Origin of the sequence: Nostoc sp. UCD121, assembly GCF_014222285.1 — a bacterium.
Lineage (GTDB): Bacteria > Cyanobacteriota > Cyanobacteriia > Cyanobacteriales > Nostocaceae > Nostoc.
Map to the genome: position 1 here is coordinate 13,295 of NZ_JACKZS010000021.1, position 16,603 is coordinate 29,897.

Here is a 16,603-nt window from a genome sequence, read left to right on the forward strand (position 1 = left end):
ATTTGCTTATGTGGTAGTCCCTGATAAAAACCCTTGAAGTCGTTTATCTTCGTACAATTTAACTTGGGTAATTAGAATGTGGTTGCCATTTTGGCAGGTTTTTAAATTTTATAATTGGAGTATTTTTTTGCTTTAGCAGAGTTAAAAGCTTGAGGCTTGAGGGGTTTTACCCCCTATTTTTAAGCAATAGTATTATGGAATTTGCTAATAGCGTTTAATTGTCATAATGATACAAATATCTTGGTAAGGGCATAGTCGACTTAAGGTTAAAAGGGCACTTAGAAACCTCATCTACATGAAACTTTACCTACCTTCGTGGGTTTCAAACACTCCATTTTTCCTTAATCTGTTTAGGCGAATTACCTGGCAAGAAGGCTTAACCTCAATACAGTTCAGTTAAGGCTAAAACTCTTTGTCAAAGTCAACTTTTTAATCGAACCGTGTTCGCGCAGCGTCTCGCAGAGAAGGACGCAAAGGACGCGAAGAGAAGAAAGAAATGCTTAACTGAACTGTATTGAGCTTGTATATTCACAAATTCTACTCGCCCTGTCTCTAAGTTGATACCAGTAGACAATGTTGCCTACTTCCAGCATTAGTAACGTATCAAAATCCGTAATTGTGGCTTTTACTGGCTGATTTTCATTCTCTTTGCAAAAAGCTGGGATGCTCCCTACTTGTATCGCCTCATTCCATACCGCACCTAAAACCCCAACAATGTTAGAGTATATTTACTGTTTTTGATCTTAGAGGATGTTTAAAGTTTTCATTAGCCATACTCACTCCGATAGACCATTAGCTGATGCCCTAAGAAGTTTTTTAGAAGAAATATTCACTGAGCATATCCATGTTTATTATTCTTCGGCTAAAGATGTTGAAGCTGGCATCCAACCTGGCGCAGAGTGGCTTCAATGGATTCATCAGAATCTTAAAGAGTGTAACCTCTGCTTAGTGCTACTGAGTCAGAGATCGCTATTGAAACCTTGGCTAATTTGGGAATCAGGAGCAGTATTGGGGATGAATCTTACTACTTCATCTTCAATACGCATTGTACCCATCTTATTTGGCATTAATGCCAACCAAATTCCTTCACCTCTACAAGCTTGCAGACTTCAAGTAATGAATGGGAGCTGTGAGGAAGAATTAAATAAACTATATACTATTATTTTTGATGATATCAAAAATAAAGTAAGCTCTTCATATTTAAATGAAGTAGTAGTTAAAAAACCTCAAGCAAGCCAAACTTATCTGAGTAGTATTGAAGCGCATTTATCGAGTGAAAACCCCAAATTTTCTATTTCTGAACTGATCCAGTTCCTGGAACCATTACCAGATTTATCTAGACTAATCAAGTGCCTTGAAACATTACCAAACTTAAGGGATATAAATCCGCATTTGCTATCTCAGCTTTTAAAAAATCTAGCTGAAGTCGGTGGTGGACAATATTATATTCTCGGTGTTGCAAATGTATATCGCCACGACTCAGAAGTAATCAAGTATCTTCAAGCTGGGGATACCTATCGAACAACCCATCCTTTCATTGCTAATCCAGAAGCAATGGATCAAAGAATCCTTAATGGTATTGCGTTTCGCAATTATATTAAAACGCAGATAGAAGCTGCCAATCGGGGAGTAAAGGTTACTAGAATTTATATTGTTCCCGATCATTACAATTTAGACGATCTACAAGATATACAGCGAAAACACCTTGAGTCTTTGCTTGACTCTCAAATCAGGATAAAACTGATATCTGAGCAGAATATTGATCCTCCAGATGGGATAAGTTATGACTTCGTTTTGATCAATAGCTATTGTATTGGAACTGGTGTACCACGTAGAGGAGTAATGTTCGGTTCAAAGTATCAAATTCATCCACCATCTCAACCTAGTACTCAGTACCTAGCTCATGAGAAATTTTTCAATGAGCTGTATAGTCAATCTGTTTCTCTCGAACAATGCCTTAAATCTAAAAATAATACTATGATTCTGCCTTTATCAAATAACAAAATTAAAGATATAAAAAATTACCAAGAGCAGCGAGAATTAGCACAAACTCCAGCATTTGTTGCTCAGACCAATGCAAACATTAATGGTAGAAAAGTGCAACGATTAATGATAGTTTTACGTACTAATGGTTGTTCTTATGACAAAGAGAAAAAAGGTTGCACAATGTGTGATTTCAGAAAACACGCTATTGATATACCAGTTGAAACAACGTGGATGATGTCACAAGTTGAAAGCGCATTAGCTAAAGTGCAATCCACTAAAGAGCAGATAGAGCAAATCGATTTACTAACTCTTGGTTCATTTTTATATGACGGAGAGATTTCTCCTGAATTCCGTCATAGGATTATGAAACGTATCAGTCAAATACCTGAAGTTAAAAAGGTTGTAATCGAATCTCGAGCAACTTATGTGAATTTAGAACGGTTAGTGTTTATAAAACAGTGCCTAAGAAAAGATCAAATTCTTGAACTGGGAATTGGAGTTGAAACAAGCAATGAGTACTTGAGGCAGGAGATTTTAAGGAAAGGAATGCCGTGGAGTACTTTAGAAAAAGCCATAGAAATTTGTAAGAATGCAGATGTACATTTTCAGGCATATCTTTTAATTGGAACGCAAAAATTATCTGAAATCAAGGCAATTGAAGACGCAGTAAGAAGTGCAGAGGATGTAGCTGATTTGTGCCTAAAATATTCTGTTCCTTTCAAAATTGCTTTTGAACCAGTTTTTATAACCAAAGGTACACTACTAGAAGAGCTATATACTAAAAAAGAGTACAAACTGATTAACCTGTGGAGTGTTGTTGAAGTGTTACGCCGAACTCATCACTTAGGTACAATCTTTGTGGGGATGAGTGATGAAGGCTTGTCTGACGGACGGATTCCTGAAGGTTGTACTTTATGTACACAGCAGCTTAGAGATGCAATTGAAGAGTTTAATGGCAGTCAAGATATAAAAATATTCGATAGTATAATTTGCAATCAATGCACTCGCTGGTAGAACTAACGAAGACACTGTTGATGAAGCTGATACCAGCAGCCACATAAGTGTGCTTTGACCCCTTGAATGACAAAATTTTGAACCATAGCCTGACCAAAAGTTAGATAAAGTGGTCGTTTTTTAAACATAAAGCGGTAATGTGAGTATTAACCTCAATCAGTTACCTAATTCACCGGATACTGAGAAACCAGGAATTAAGGAATTATTGACGCAGTTGCAAGAGGCTATTTCACAATCAACAGATTTGCCAGAAACAGAGAAAGCTGAGGCGCTAGAACAGGTGCAAGCTTTAGCAGAAACGGGTAAAAATCCCCAAGAATCGAGTAAGTAAAAGACAGCGAAGATAGCTATCACCATGTTGAAAAGGATATTTACAGGCTTACCTGCGATCGCATCGCTGGTTGAAGCTGGTAATAAATTATTGCCTGCGATCGCAAAACTATTCGGTTTGGGATAAGGACGTTGTTCCAGCAAAGATACGATCGATACTAGTAACTTTGCTGGAATTAAACCCGATGTCTTTAACCGAAGAAATTCTTTCCCAATTACCAGGTGATGTTTTAGGAGGGTTGCGTCAAGGCGATCGCATCCTCACATCTCTGCGCGAAAACTCCGCACCTGTGCCAACCTTAGTTAAAGAAAGTCAACAGCCTTTGGGCGTTGTCGATTTCGATGTGCTGATCTGCGGCGGCACTTTAGGCATTTTAATTGGTTGCGCCTTGGCGGTGAAGGGACTGCGGGTAGCGTTGATGGAACGGGGTATTTTACGGGGGAGAGAGCAAGAGTGGAATATCTCCCGGAAAGAATTAGATGTGTTTGTGGAATTAAACTTGCTGACTGAGGATGAATTAGAAACTGCGATCGCAACTAAATATAACCCAGCGCGAGTTAGTTTTGATGGCGGTACAGAAGTTTGGGTAGAAGATGTCTTGAATATCGGCGTAGATCCAGTTTATCTCCTGGCTACATTGAAAACCCGATTTCTCGCAGTAGGCGGAAAGTTGTTAGAAAATACACCCTTTACTGAAGCGATCGTTCATCCAGATGGGGTGATGGTAAATAAGCAATTCAAAACTCGGTTATTAATCGACGCAATGGGACATCTTTCACCCATCAGCCAACAAGCACGCCAAGGCAAAAAACCAGACGCGCTGTGTTTAGTTGTCGGAAGTTGTGCCCAAGGTTTTCCGGAAAATAACTCAGGCGACTTGTTGTTATCATTTACACCTTTGCAAAATCAATGTCAGTACTTCTGGGAAGCTTTCCCAGCCAGGGATGGCAGAACCACTTACTTGTTTACTTACATGGATGCACATCCCCAACGTTTGAGTTTAGAAGGTCTATTTGAAGAATATCTGCGTCTCTTACCAGAATATCAGGGAGTGGAATTGAGCAAACTGAAATTTCAGCGATCGCTATTTGGCTTCTTTCCCACTTATCGGCAAAGTCCTCTCAAAACTCCTTGGAATCGCATTTTACCAGTCGGAGATAGCAGTGGTAGTCAGTCTCCCTTGAGTTTTGGTGGTTTTGGGGCAATGGTGCGTCACCTGAAGCGTTTAACTTATGGCATTTACGAAGCGCTAGAAACAGAACAATTATCTGTAAAAGCTTTAGCACTCCTGCAACCATATCAGCCAAGTCTGACTGTTACCTGGTTGTTTCAAAAAGCGATGAGTGTTGGTATAAATCAGAAAATTGCCCCAGATCAAATTAACCAACTCCTGTCGGCAGTATTTCAAGAAATGCAACAGTTGGGTACACCAGTGTTAAAACCATTTTTACAGGATATAGTGCAGTTCTCGGCACTAACCCAAACACTGTTAAAAACTGGTTTATCTCATCCGGGAATAGTTGCCAAAATCATTCCGCAAGTAGGTTTAGGAAGTTTATTAGATTGGACGTTACATTATGGCAATTTAAGTGTATATACTGCCTTGTTTTGGTTGAGTCCAATGTTAGAAACATGGATTAAGAATCAACCAAATGAACAACAATATTATTGGCATCGTTTGGTTGATGCCTGGAAGTATGGTTCTGGCGGTGATTACTCAGATGAAACTTAGAATTTTAGCTGTGTGAGGATAACATGATTGAACGGAAATCATTAGGAATCAAATACTTTGCAGTCCTGATTGGATTCCTGCGCGATCGCCCAGGTTTTCTGGAGGAAATTCGCCAAGGTACGAGATTACCAACTAAAATCATTTCGCTGCTGGTTTGCAGTTCCTTATTTCTCGCCGCGTATGGTGGAATCATTGGTGCATACCATAGCTGGATGCAAGCTTTGTCTTCCGCCATTAAACTCCCAGCACTTTATTTAATCACACTTTTGATTTGTATCCCGACGTTGTTTTTTGCTAATATTATTTTTGGTTCCAAGCGGACTTTTGCACAGCATTTAGCATTAGTATTGACTGCGGTTTCAGTCACAAGCGTACTTTTATTTAGCTTTGCACCCATCACTCTGTTTTTCTTGATTACCACGAATAATTACCAATTTTTAATTCTGTTAAATGTATTCATCTTTGCATTAACTGGATTTATTGGTGTTTCGTCTTTATATCAGGCGACGAGTTTAGTTTTAGAACAAGATGACGAAAGTACCAAGACACGCCAAAAGATTTTACAATTTTGGCTATTTCTTTACGCTTTCGTAGGCAGTCAGTTAGGATGGACTCTCAGACCATTTTTTGGCACACCTGGTTCTACCTTTGAACTATTCCGCGAAAGAGAAGGTAATTTCTATTTAAGTGTCATTAAATCTCTTAGCTATCTTTTTGGATTCCGTTAACTAGTCATTAGTAATTTCACAAAATATACAAACTATAAAATTATGCTGAAAAAGCAGAATCGCGGAATTCAACAATTTGGTGTATTGGTTAATTTACTGCGCGATCGCCAGTCTTTTTTAGAAGAAATTCGCCAGGGAGTCAGGTTACAAAATAAAATCAGTTCTCTATTCGTAACTAGTTCTATATTCTTTGCTCTTTATGGAGCAATTATCGGTGCATCCCACAGTTGGGCACAGGCATTATCTGGTGCGATTAAACTTCCGGTATTTTATTTAATCACACTGATTATTTGTTTCCCGACTTTGTTCTTTTTTAATGTTTTGTTTGGTTCTCGGAGCAGTGTTTTACAGCATTTTGTTGTATTACTCACTTCTGTATCAGTGATTAGTGTGCTTTTATTTAGCTTGGCACCAGTTACACTATTTTTTCTCATTACTACACCAGATTCCTATCAATTTTTCAAACTATTGAATGTGCTAATTTTTGGTATTACAGGCATCTTTGGTGTGAAATTTTTATATGAAGGGATGCAATTACTCTCTCAACAAGATGAAGTCGGTAAAAAAACCCGCACCACTATTTTAAGATCCTGGTTATTGCTTTATGCCTTTGTTGGTATGCAGTTAGGATGGTTTCTCAGACCCTTTTTTGGTGCGCCTGATTCTAAATTTGAATTGTTTCGCGCAGTAAAAGGCAACTTTTATTTGGATATTGTTACGGCGATTTCCGAAATTTTAGGTTTGCGTTAACATATCGTGAAAATCCCCTGCTTAAATTCACACAACCTCTGAAGCGTCGATTGCACTAAGCTTCAACACTCACCGCAGTCAAGGTTTAATTGGGCCTATCCGCAGCAATCCACCCATCATGTCAGCAGACAAGCCAAAAAAGCCGCATTTCAGAAGATGTTTACAAAATAAGTTCTCAGATATTTTATAGATAATTTCCATGAAATACATTTAAGTATATGTCAAGTAGTTCCGTGTTTGTACGCTATCAGATATTTACGGATGCTCTTAAAATCAACCTAAATTTATTTCCGTAAGGAGTCAAATATGAAGACTTATAACATGTCTTTCATAAAGACAAATGGACTCACGATTTTGCTGGTATTTATCTCAGTTATATTTATTTTTTCTTTAACTCTAATCTTTTCCTTATTTGAAAATATTCAAGGAGTTTCAAACCAAGAAAAAATAGAATATATCACTCAAGCATTAACAACTATTGCGATCATTATTGGAGGATTAGCATTAATAATTAATGCTTACTATACATCTAGACTCTCTTTGGATGAGAATCAGAGCCTGTTAATGCAGATCCTTGCTGGGACACTAGCTTGGGATAACAATATAGTAACTGGTATTAATTACAAGCAACCAACTCCCCAAGAAATTGTTCCCGAACGCTTTTCTAAAGCAATTGAACAACTAGGAAATGAAAAAATTGAAACGCGGTTTGCCGCAATTTATGCTTTAGAACGAATTGCCAAAGATTCTCCCAAAGACCATTGGACAATTATGGAAATTCTCGCTGCTTTTATCCGCGAGAATGCTCCGGTAAATCAAAAATATGAGGATGAGTTACAGGTATCATCAAAACTTCCTACGGATATTCAAACAGCGATAACTGTCATTGGGCGACGCGATTCACATAAAGATCCGGTAAATCAAAAACTAGATTTACGCAATACAGACCTCAGTAATGCAGACTTAACGGCAGCTAATCTCTCTAGGGCAATTTTCGTAGGGGCTAACTTACAATGGGTAAATTTTACACAAGCAAACCTCTCGGAGGCAGACCTATCAGTAACCAATCTTTGTGGGTCAGTCTTCTATGAAGCCAATCTCTCGAAGGCAACCCTTCCAGAAGCCAATTTGCAAGGCGTAATTCTCAGAAAGGCAAACCTCTCGAAGGCAATCTTTTATGATGCCAACTTGGAAGGGGCAATTCTTTGTGATGCTAATTTGGTAGGAGCAATTCTTTGTGATGCCAACTTGGAAGGAGCAATTCTTTGTGATGCTAACCTCTTTGAAGCCAACTTCGAGGGTAGCAACCTCCAAGATGCAAACCTGATTGGCAGTAACCTGCAAAACGCAAAACTTGCTGGGGCCAACTTAGAAGGCGTGTTACTCAGTACAGCTAATCTGCAAGATGCCAACCTCCAAGAAACTAATCTCTTTAGGGCAAACTTGAGCGGATGTGAGAACCTGGAATTACAGCAGATTGAAGAGGCATTTGGCGATCGCACAACAATCCTACCGGAAAATCTGAACATACCCCAACATTGGCATTAACAAAAAGCCCCGATGAACCGAATTCGCAGTTACAGAAACAAAGTCCGCCTCAGCTGACTAGAGAAACTTAAGGTTTTTAACCCGCCTACGCGGGTTTTGTTTGTATAGACCCAATTTCCAACCGCTATTTTATTAGTATCCAAAACTAAAAAGTTGCCAAAAACCTGATATCCTCTATCAGCGAGGACATCGAATATAAAGCGACGATTATGGATATCATTGAAATTCTCAAAGAAGACTATCAAAGATTCCCAGTCAATCAAACTTACAGCATTTACGCTCCAGACGTTTATTTTCAAGACCCACTGAATAAATTTCGTGGTGTGAAACGTTATCAAAAAATGATTAATTTTATCCAAACTTGGTTTTTAGATCCCAAGATGGACTTACATAATATTCAACGTTTAGGAGACACAATCAAAACTGAGTGGACACTCAGTTGGAATACTCCTCTCCCCTGGAAGCCACGGATTTCTATTCCTGGTTGGAGTGAATTAGGTCTTAACTCTGATGGTTTGATTGTCTCCCATATCGATTATTGGAATTGTTCACCCCTAGATGTGGTAAAGCAGCATTTCTAGCACTTCTGGGTTGAGTCCAATATATACCTAACCTCCAGCCCAAAATACCATATTTCTCCTTGTCAACTTAGGTGTACACACAATTTTTGTAGAGTTGTGCCCCAGTTTTTAGAAGCCTACAGTGTATACACAAGTCCTAAAAAACTAGCTTGATGAAGTTTTACTTTTTTACTCGTTCTCATACTGAGTATGGGAATACATTCATCTGGACTGCTGAATTAATCTATCACTGAAGGCAGAGCCTCTAATCAGCTATTCCTGTACTCTGTATCGATAAAATAAGACGAAATCGAGCCATTATGATGAATATCAGAATATTCATCACTAAGAAACAATTGCCCAAAAAACTAGATTCAATATCTGAATTAAGAGAAATTACTCAGATTAATGTATTAGTTTTATGAGAAATAAAATTATTCACGAATTTTACTGAACCAGAAAACAGCTTGATTAAGCCAAACTAACTTTAGAACCCTATTTAAGGAATATATCTATGTCTCTTCCAAAAACGGACATCACATATTCTATAAACAGCTGAATTAAGATCGGCTGGGCTGAAAGTAATGGATTCAAATATGAATTCAAGCTTCTAATAGGAGAGATAAAAAAGGAACAAATATTATTTGTTCTCTAAAAGCACTTTTCGCAATTTATCAAACAGAATTCAAAAGTGAAGAATCCGAATTGAGAATTAATTCTGGCTTAAAAATTGAATACCGCAGTCGTAGCAAGTCTGCATCTTCTTAATCAATGAAGTCTTTGTACCCTCACCACATCTATGATTTGGTGGTGACATAAGGTGCAAGTCTAGTCTAGGTTTGCGAACAAGATACCCATACAGAATTTCTTAGAGAGTATCTAGATTCTGAATTGATCATCAATCTATTCAATGATGCTCTTTGGATAAGAAAACTTTATATACAGTTAATACCATGCAATGTCATGCATATTCTGTTAGGCACTTTGTAGTTTAGCCTTATTTCTCGTAATGCTGAAAATGTTGCTATCTGCGAATTTCAACAATTTTACTTGTCTAAACTCTCATTAGAGTTTATAGTGATACGGTGTTTTTCCCTTACAATTTCTCGGCAGATTTTTATCATGATTTATTCTCAAAAATTTCAGAAGTGTTTGGCCAGTTTCTCTTTATCTGTCGTCTTAGTAACTGATTTAGTAATCGCCCAAAAAGTCCCTCCAGCTTCTGCCGAAATAGTAAATTCATCTATTGGGAATGCTGTGACATTTAGTTGCAATGATAGTGAAGCGACAATAAAATCTAAGAATGGGGCCAGAGTAGTTAGTGGAAGTTCAGCCATTTACATTGGTTATCAGCAAGTCTCATCTAATAACAAAAACCCCATAACTATCCGTTTTAATAATGGTATTAAAACATGGTGTAGGACTGATTACGAAACAACAAATGACGACGGTACAGGCTACGGATTGTATTGGAGTGGGGGGAGTGTTTTATATGGCGTTTACTCTTCCACTGGCAGTCAGATCGGTAATGATTTTCGCCGCTTTGCAACAGGGCGCTGGTTGCCTAGCTATGGTAGTGGAGGCGGGCCAAAAGTCGCAGTTATAGCCCGGATTAATCCAGCCAATGGCGAGGTTTACTATGCTACATTTTTATCTGCTAAAAAGGCAGATAATGGAAATACAAACTCTTTAGTTGTCAGAAGCCTATCATGGAATGGTACAAATTTAACTGTAGAAGCAAAGTCATGGTGGGTTCCCCGCCGCACTAATACCAACTCCATGACTTGCTCTGGTGCATCACCTTATATATACACAGCAGTATTCACTGGCGATTTAACAAAGGTTAACTCTGCTTCTGCTGCTACCTGTAGTTAAGGTATAAGGATTCAGCTATCAAATTTAGTACTTACGCAAAACGACGGGCGGTAGGGGCAATTCATGAATTGCCCCTACCAGAAAATCAAGGTTTGGGCTATTTTTTGCGTAAGTCCCGAAATTGAGGAAGCATATTTTTCCAATTATTTCAGAATTGACAAAAGCGATCGCTCTTTCTCAATTATCTATTCCTAATTTTTCCCATGCGGACGATGAATAATTGTCTCCAAAACCCGCCGTTTGGCTTTCGGATCAATACCTACTAAGCGGATATACTCACCGCTATATTCTGCCAAAGTTGCCTCTAAGTTTGAGATTGCATCAGACTCGGCATCAATGTGGCTATGAACACAACTTTGCCAAGAACCTGTGCGGAAACGGCGCTCATCTACGTGTTCAATGCTGATTTTGTAACCTTGAGATAATAATTGCCGAATCTGTTCTTGTGTCTCTAGGGTTAAATGTGGGCTTGATACTTCCTGTTTCTGGAATCCATTAGTTTTTCCTTCTTGAGTTGCACCATTGCTTGACGGCTGATTAATTGGTGTTACAGCAGCAGGTTGTACAGATTGAGAATTTCTACCTCGATTGAGTCGGTTGTAATCATCAACCAAATGGGAATTTTCCACCCGTTTTTGTTCACCAACGAGGAAGTTGCCAGACTCGATTAGGTGAGACAGTCTGAAATCTGGCTTTTTAAATTCTGGTGGCCCTTCAGTGCTGTTAACCACATTCAAGGATACTTTCTCAAAACCTACTTTATGGATGTAATTGCGGATTTGTTCGTCATAAATGCGCGATCGCAAAGCACTAAAAAAGTCAATAGACTGATTGACAAATGTATCAACTAGCTGTTCAACTTCCTTCTGTGACAATCCATCCGCTTCAAAAATCCCCTTGACAATTCCCACTTTGTCGTCTCTATCTGGTTCCCAGTAAAATTTCTCCATTCGTCCATCCCGAATTAACGGTGCATAGAGGGTAGAGAAATCATTACCTGTGACAATAATCGGTACACGGTGTAAAGGTGTGGAATCATAGCTTCCAGGCAACTGCACATCTGTGGGATTATCAGCAATATTCATCAGTGTGGCATTCACCAACTGCGTATTTACAGTATATTGAGTGCCTTCATCAAAGCGTCCAGCCCCCGCATCTAAATCGTTAATCATCAGTACACACATTTTGCCGCGTACTTTGATCAGTTCTGCTGTTTCCCGATAGCGTAGCCGAATCAACCGCGCCGGATCTCCTGCATCTGGACTTTCCAATTCGCCGCCAGATATGTTAGTCACTTCGATACCCATTTTCTCGAAGACTAATTGACATTGAAATGTTTTGCCTTCACCTTTGCGTCCGTGAATACCCAAAATCACCGGGACACGCACGCCAGGAAGCTTTAGAAAGTTTTTGGTAATGTGGACAGCCAATTTGTCCAGAAACCGAGGAGCGATGTAGTAACCCATAAAATTATTTTTGCCTAGCACTGCCTAAAGTAATGTTAAGTTTTTTTAGTGATGACTGTTTATTTATCTTTTGGTAGAAAAGCAACGCTATTTACCATACACGTCTTATTGGATATAGATCAAAAATTTTATCGGCACTCAGTAAGGGTATATTTTCCACTATCGATTGTGCAATTAAAATTCGGTCGAATGGGTCACGATGATGTAAAGATAGTGTAGCAACAACAGTAACGTGGCTAATTTTGATATCGATTAACCTAAAATCGTTCAGATTGAGTTGCTGTGTGATAAATATCTCAAATGGCTGATTGAAACTAAGCTTTCCTAAATTCTGCTTAATAGCTATTTCCCATAGACTAGCGACACTTAGCAAAATCTCATTATTCTCATCATTGATTAATTCTAGTACTTGATTACTAAGTCTTGAATTGTCAGTCACATACCAAATAAAAGTATGTGTATCCAACAGTAATATCATTCCATATATTCCTTAAAATCTTCCAGTGGTTCATCAAAGTCATCAGATATTGTAATTAACCCCTTTGCACTTCCAGGTTGACGGGGGCGTTTAACTGGCGACACAGGAGTTAACTTCACAACAGGTTGATTATCTTTGATGATAATAATTTCCTCACCACTCAGTGCTGCTTCAATTAAATCAGGTAAATTTTGAGATGCTTCAGCTAGAGTAATTTGCTGCATAGTTACCACCTTTGGATATAAAAATGAGGTGCTACCACTATCCTAACTTTGAATTATCAATTAAGTTGAGAGGAAACCAATTTAACCAAGCGTCCCAATTTTCCACGGTTTGAGCAAATTCTGCATAACCGCCTGCTCTAGGATGAACACCATCATTAGCTCTTGCTTCATTAATCCAGATATTTGATTTTTCTAATATCGGAAAAACGTCTAAATAAGGTACATTTAATCCTTTACAAATCAAAGCATATTGGTTGGATAAATCTATAGTTCTCTGCTTTCTTTGAGGATATTCTTGTTCTGCGTATGGTGCGGGGCCAACCATCAAAACAGTATATAAATTTTGAGCTTCGCTTAAAATTTTATGGGCATTTTTGAGCGAATCTGCCAAGTCTACACGAGTTTTACCATTTTCTAATGTTGTGTCATTCAATCCAAAAGAAAACACAACTCTGCCATCATATTCTTTGGGTAATCGCAGTGATACTTCCTGTAACCAACGCTTTGCTATATCAGTACTCGTATCACGCCTAATTCCTAAATTATAGTAAGTAATGTCATAACCTTTTTTATTAGCATTAGCACATACTCTCCCAGTCCAACCAAGACATTCTGAGTCGCTAGTACCATTAGCAAAGGAGTCACCAACAAAACAAATTCTTACTTCTTGTAGCATTATTACTCTCTTAAAAAACGTAGAGGTATATAGAGAATAACTCCGCGCCCCTCTGCATTTCAAAAAAAAATCGGCGTTGCTGAATCGAGGTATGAATTTTGGATGTAGAGACGTAAAATTTTACGTCTCTACAAGGATTTTCCCCACAAAGCACAATCGTTTTCATACCGCAATCAGCAATGCCAAAAAAATCTAATAAATAGGAGAGGTAGAATTATCTGCCTCTCCTATGGGGATAAACTAAATTACTTAAAGCTCGCTAGCTTTAGTATCTGGTGGCTTTGTTGGGTTTGTGAACCAAAAAGCTGAGAACTTGGCACTGTTTGATGTTGTCAAAACCCACAACACGGATATAGCTGGTGTTGAATTGAGAACGGCATCCTTGAACTTCGCTCAATACTTCTTGAGTGGATTTAGCACCAAACAAAGGCAGCTTCCACATTGTCCAATATAATTCTGTTGGCTCAGAAGTTTCGTTGAACTCGATCGCTGGAATGTAACCTTGATTCAAAATGTACTGAATCTGCTTGGCAATTTGAGCGTCAGTCAGGGGTGGCAGATAAGAAAGGGTTTCGTAACGACGCTCTTTTGGTAAAGTTTGCATAGCTTTTGATAATGGGTTGCGATTTTTGACTACTAAATTGATCGAACTAATTGGATAAGTTATCCAAATTCTGATCTGAAGTTGTTTGCTGTTCTGGTTGCAGACTGGGGCTAGATGTGTCTATTCGTGTGATGCGTTCTAAATGCTGGCGACGCTGTTCCATATTGGCTTGCTGAATGCCAGTACGAACCATTTCCGGTAAAAATTCGATGATTTCTTCCGCAATGTGTTCTCTGACAGTCATGATTCGCAAAGCCAAATCTGGTTTTTCTCTCAGCAGTTGCTCAATGTATGACTCACCATTCTGAATTTTGCCAGACGAAAAGTTATGCAACCAAAGTTCTAATGGAGGATTAGTTTCGCCTAGCTGTGCCAATACTGTCCTTAGAGCCTGATAAGTCAGATAGCTTTGGAGAGTTTTGGCTGTGTCCTTCGCAATTTGCTTAAGATTCATGCTTGACCCCAGCCCTAAAGAGTTATGAGTTATGAGTTATGAGTTATGAATTAATGCAAATCCTAACTCTTAACTCTTAACTCTTAACTGTTAACTCAGATCAGACGGTATCCATTGCTTCAAACTCGAACTTGATTTCTTTCCACAGTTCGCAAGCAACAGCTAGTTCAGGAGACCACTTGGCAGCTTCGCGGATGATATCGTTACCTTCACGAGCCAAGTTGCGGCCTTCGTTACGAGCTTGAACAACAGCTTCCAAGGCGACGCGGTTAGCTGTAGCACCAGGAGCGTTACCCCAAGGGTGTCCCAGAGTACCACCACCGAATTGTAGTACGGAGTCATCACCAAAGATTTCTACTAGCGCGGGCATGTGCCATACGTGGATACCACCAGAAGCAACTGCCATTACACCAGGTAGAGAAGCCCAGTCTTGGGTAAAGTAAATACCACGAGACTTGTCTTGCTCAATGTAGTTTTCACGCAACAGGTCAACGAAGCCCATTGTGATGCCGCGCTCACCTTCCAACTTACCAACTACTGTACCGGTGTGGATGTGATCACCACCAGACAAACGTAGAGCTTTAGCCAATACACGGAAGTGGATACCGTGGTTCTTTTGACGGTCAATTACAGCGTGCATAGCACGGTGAATGTGTAGCAAGATACCATTATCACGACACCAACGAGATAATGTGGTGTTGGCGGTGAAACCTGCGGTGAGGTAGTCATGCATGATGATGGGCATTTTGAGTTCTTTTGCGTACTCAGCCCGTTGCAACATTTGTTCGCAGGTAGGAGCGGTGACGTTTAGGTAGTGACCTTTAATTTCACCGGTTTCTGCTTGAGCTTTGTTGATAGCTTCAGCTACGAACAAGAAGCGATCGCGCCATCTTTGGAATGGTGCGGAGTTGATGTTTTCGTCGTCTTTGGTGAAGTCCAAACCACCGCGTAAGCACTCGTATACAGCGCGTCCGTAGTTCTTAGCGGAAAGACCCAATTTGGGCTTAATGGTACAACCCAGCAAAGGACGACCGTATTTGTTTAACTTGTCGCGCTCAACTTGGATACCGTGAGGAGGCCCTTGGAAGGTCTTGATGTAAGCTACTGGAAAGCGGATATCTTCTAGACGTAGTGCCCGCAGAGCTTTGAAACCAAATACGTTACCTACAATTGAGGTTAATACGTTGGTTACAGAACCTTCTTCAAACAAGTCCAAAGGATAAGCAACGTAGCAGATGTACTGGTTGTCTTCACCGGGAACTGGTTCGATGTCATAACAACGACCTTTGTAGCGATCGAGGTCGGTGAGCAAGTCTGTCCACACAGTTGTCCAAGTACCTGTGGAAGACTCAGCCGCTACAGCCGCACCTGCTTCTTCGGGAGGAACACCAGGCTGGGGTGTCATGCGGAACGCAGCTAGAAGATCGGTATCTTTTGGTGTGTAATCGGGTGTGTAATAAGTTAGTCTGTAATCTTTAACCCCGGCTTGATACCCAGACTTGCTCTGAGTCTTCGTTTGAGCGTAAGACATATTTTATCCTTCCCTGAAATCACTCTTGTTAATTATCAAATCACGTTTTGTGCAACTTCCCCTCACCCAATTTTTTCCCCCTTCATCGGGGAAAAGAACGGTAAAAATTTTTGTTAAGGGTTGTTTTTGGCAAAGGGTAACAGTCTTTTTTGCGGCTGACACTTTGGTAGCGGTGGTAGCCCTCCTCACCAGTGTTATCCCCTTCTAGGGGTACACGACCTAGCGCTTCTACTGTTCCCTCTTCTTACGAATCAAAATTCTTTTTTACCTCTTCTTCGCACCTAACTAAACCTTCTCAATTTCACCAAAACTTCCGCTTTTGCGTCTTGATTTAGATAATTTCCCTACAAATCGGGGTATTCAGGGGATTGGGCTGACTGGCACACATTCCCGCCTCTACACTCCTTATATCTTCTCCGTTGATGGAAAAGATACCAGAAAAGAATTTACTTGACACAGATTTAGCAGAGTCGTGAGCGTAAAGATAAAAAATTGCACACCACGTAATTTGTAACTTATTCCACAATATATCAATAATTCGATAAGTTATTCTTTCAAAGTTTTTAACTTATATATTTAATTTTGTTATTACATAAAGATTTAACATTTTATTACAGATGCTTTACAAGGTGTCATCAATCACTGT

The 16,603-nt window shown here is 39.4% G+C and carries 15 protein-coding genes; 8 read left to right on the forward strand and 7 right to left on the reverse strand.

From position 1 onward, the window contains the following. Nucleotides 1–750: 750 nt before the first annotated feature. The 8 genes from GNF10_RS07085 to GNF10_RS07120 all read left to right on the forward strand — a co-directional run bounded on the left by GNF10_RS07085 (nt 751) and on the right by GNF10_RS07120 (nt 10,524). Nucleotides 751–3,000 carry a TIR domain-containing protein gene (locus tag GNF10_RS07085; RefSeq protein WP_185607134.1) on the forward strand — a complete coding sequence of 750 codons (2,250 nt, stop codon included), beginning with the start codon at nt 751–753 and terminating at the stop codon, nt 2,998–3,000. Between the two features lie 139 nt (nt 3,001–3,139). Beyond that, on the forward strand, nt 3,140–3,331 hold the full coding sequence (locus GNF10_RS07090) for a hypothetical protein (RefSeq protein WP_185581829.1): 192 nt from the start codon (nt 3,140–3,142) through the stop codon (nt 3,329–3,331). Between the two features lie 184 nt (nt 3,332–3,515). Then, nucleotides 3,516–5,063: an FAD-binding oxidoreductase gene (locus tag GNF10_RS07095; protein ID WP_185581828.1), complete on the forward strand. Its 1,548-nt coding sequence runs from the start codon at nt 3,516–3,518 to the stop codon at nt 5,061–5,063. 23 nt (nt 5,064–5,086) lie between these two features. Beyond that, a complete protein-coding gene (locus GNF10_RS07100) occupies nt 5,087–5,791 on the forward strand; it encodes an actin-binding WH2 domain-containing protein (protein ID WP_185581827.1) in 705 nt (234 codons plus the stop codon). Nucleotides 5,792–5,833: 42 nt separating this feature from the next. Beyond that, complete coding sequence (locus GNF10_RS07105) at nt 5,834–6,541, forward strand: actin-binding WH2 domain-containing protein (RefSeq protein WP_114082917.1); 708 nt, start codon at nt 5,834–5,836, stop codon at nt 6,539–6,541. A gap of 306 nt (nt 6,542–6,847) precedes the next feature. Then, nucleotides 6,848–8,089 (forward strand): pentapeptide repeat-containing protein, encoded by a 1,242-nt coding sequence (locus GNF10_RS07110; protein WP_260445885.1) that lies wholly within the window; start codon nt 6,848–6,850, stop codon nt 8,087–8,089. A 209-nt stretch (nt 8,090–8,298) separates the two neighbouring features. Beyond that, nucleotides 8,299–8,670, forward strand: coding sequence for a DUF2358 domain-containing protein (locus GNF10_RS07115; RefSeq protein ID WP_114082919.1), 372 nt, complete (start codon nt 8,299–8,301; stop codon nt 8,668–8,670). A 1,101-nt stretch (nt 8,671–9,771) separates the two neighbouring features. After that, nucleotides 9,772–10,524 carry a hypothetical protein gene (locus tag GNF10_RS07120; RefSeq protein ID WP_185581705.1) on the forward strand — a complete coding sequence of 251 codons (753 nt, stop codon included), beginning with the start codon at nt 9,772–9,774 and terminating at the stop codon, nt 10,522–10,524. A gap of 191 nt (nt 10,525–10,715) precedes the next feature. On the opposite strand, the gene GNF10_RS07125 is transcribed toward GNF10_RS07120, so the two are convergent. From GNF10_RS07125 to GNF10_RS07155, 7 genes are all read right to left on the reverse strand, one after another. Continuing rightward, complete coding sequence (locus tag GNF10_RS07125) at nt 10,716–11,990, reverse strand: ribulose bisphosphate carboxylase small subunit (RefSeq protein WP_185581704.1); 1,275 nt, start codon at nt 11,988–11,990, stop codon at nt 10,716–10,718. Between the two features lie 91 nt (nt 11,991–12,081). After that, nucleotides 12,082–12,468, reverse strand: a complete 387-nt coding sequence (locus tag GNF10_RS07130) for a type II toxin-antitoxin system VapC family toxin (protein WP_185581703.1) — start codon at nt 12,466–12,468, stop codon at nt 12,082–12,084. Beyond that, complete coding sequence (locus GNF10_RS07135) at nt 12,465–12,692, reverse strand: type II toxin-antitoxin system Phd/YefM family antitoxin (RefSeq protein WP_185581702.1); 228 nt, start codon at nt 12,690–12,692, stop codon at nt 12,465–12,467. Before GNF10_RS07135 ends, GNF10_RS07130 begins: the two co-directional genes overlap by 4 nt. A gap of 37 nt (nt 12,693–12,729) precedes the next feature. Then, a complete protein-coding gene (locus tag GNF10_RS07140) occupies nt 12,730–13,368 on the reverse strand; it encodes a GDSL-type esterase/lipase family protein (RefSeq protein ID WP_185581701.1) in 639 nt (212 codons plus the stop codon). Nucleotides 13,369–13,633: 265 nt separating this feature from the next. Further along, entirely contained in the window at nt 13,634–13,972 is a 339-nt protein-coding gene (locus GNF10_RS07145) for a ribulose bisphosphate carboxylase small subunit (RefSeq protein ID WP_114082924.1), read from the reverse strand. Between the two features lie 46 nt (nt 13,973–14,018). Further along, entirely contained in the window at nt 14,019–14,426 is a 408-nt protein-coding gene (locus GNF10_RS07150) for a chaperonin family protein RbcX (protein WP_185581700.1), read from the reverse strand. Nucleotides 14,427–14,526: 100 nt separating this feature from the next. Further along, nucleotides 14,527–15,957 (reverse strand): form I ribulose bisphosphate carboxylase large subunit, encoded by a 1,431-nt coding sequence (locus GNF10_RS07155; RefSeq protein ID WP_114082926.1) that lies wholly within the window; start codon nt 15,955–15,957, stop codon nt 14,527–14,529. Nucleotides 15,958–16,603: the final 646 nt, after the last annotated feature.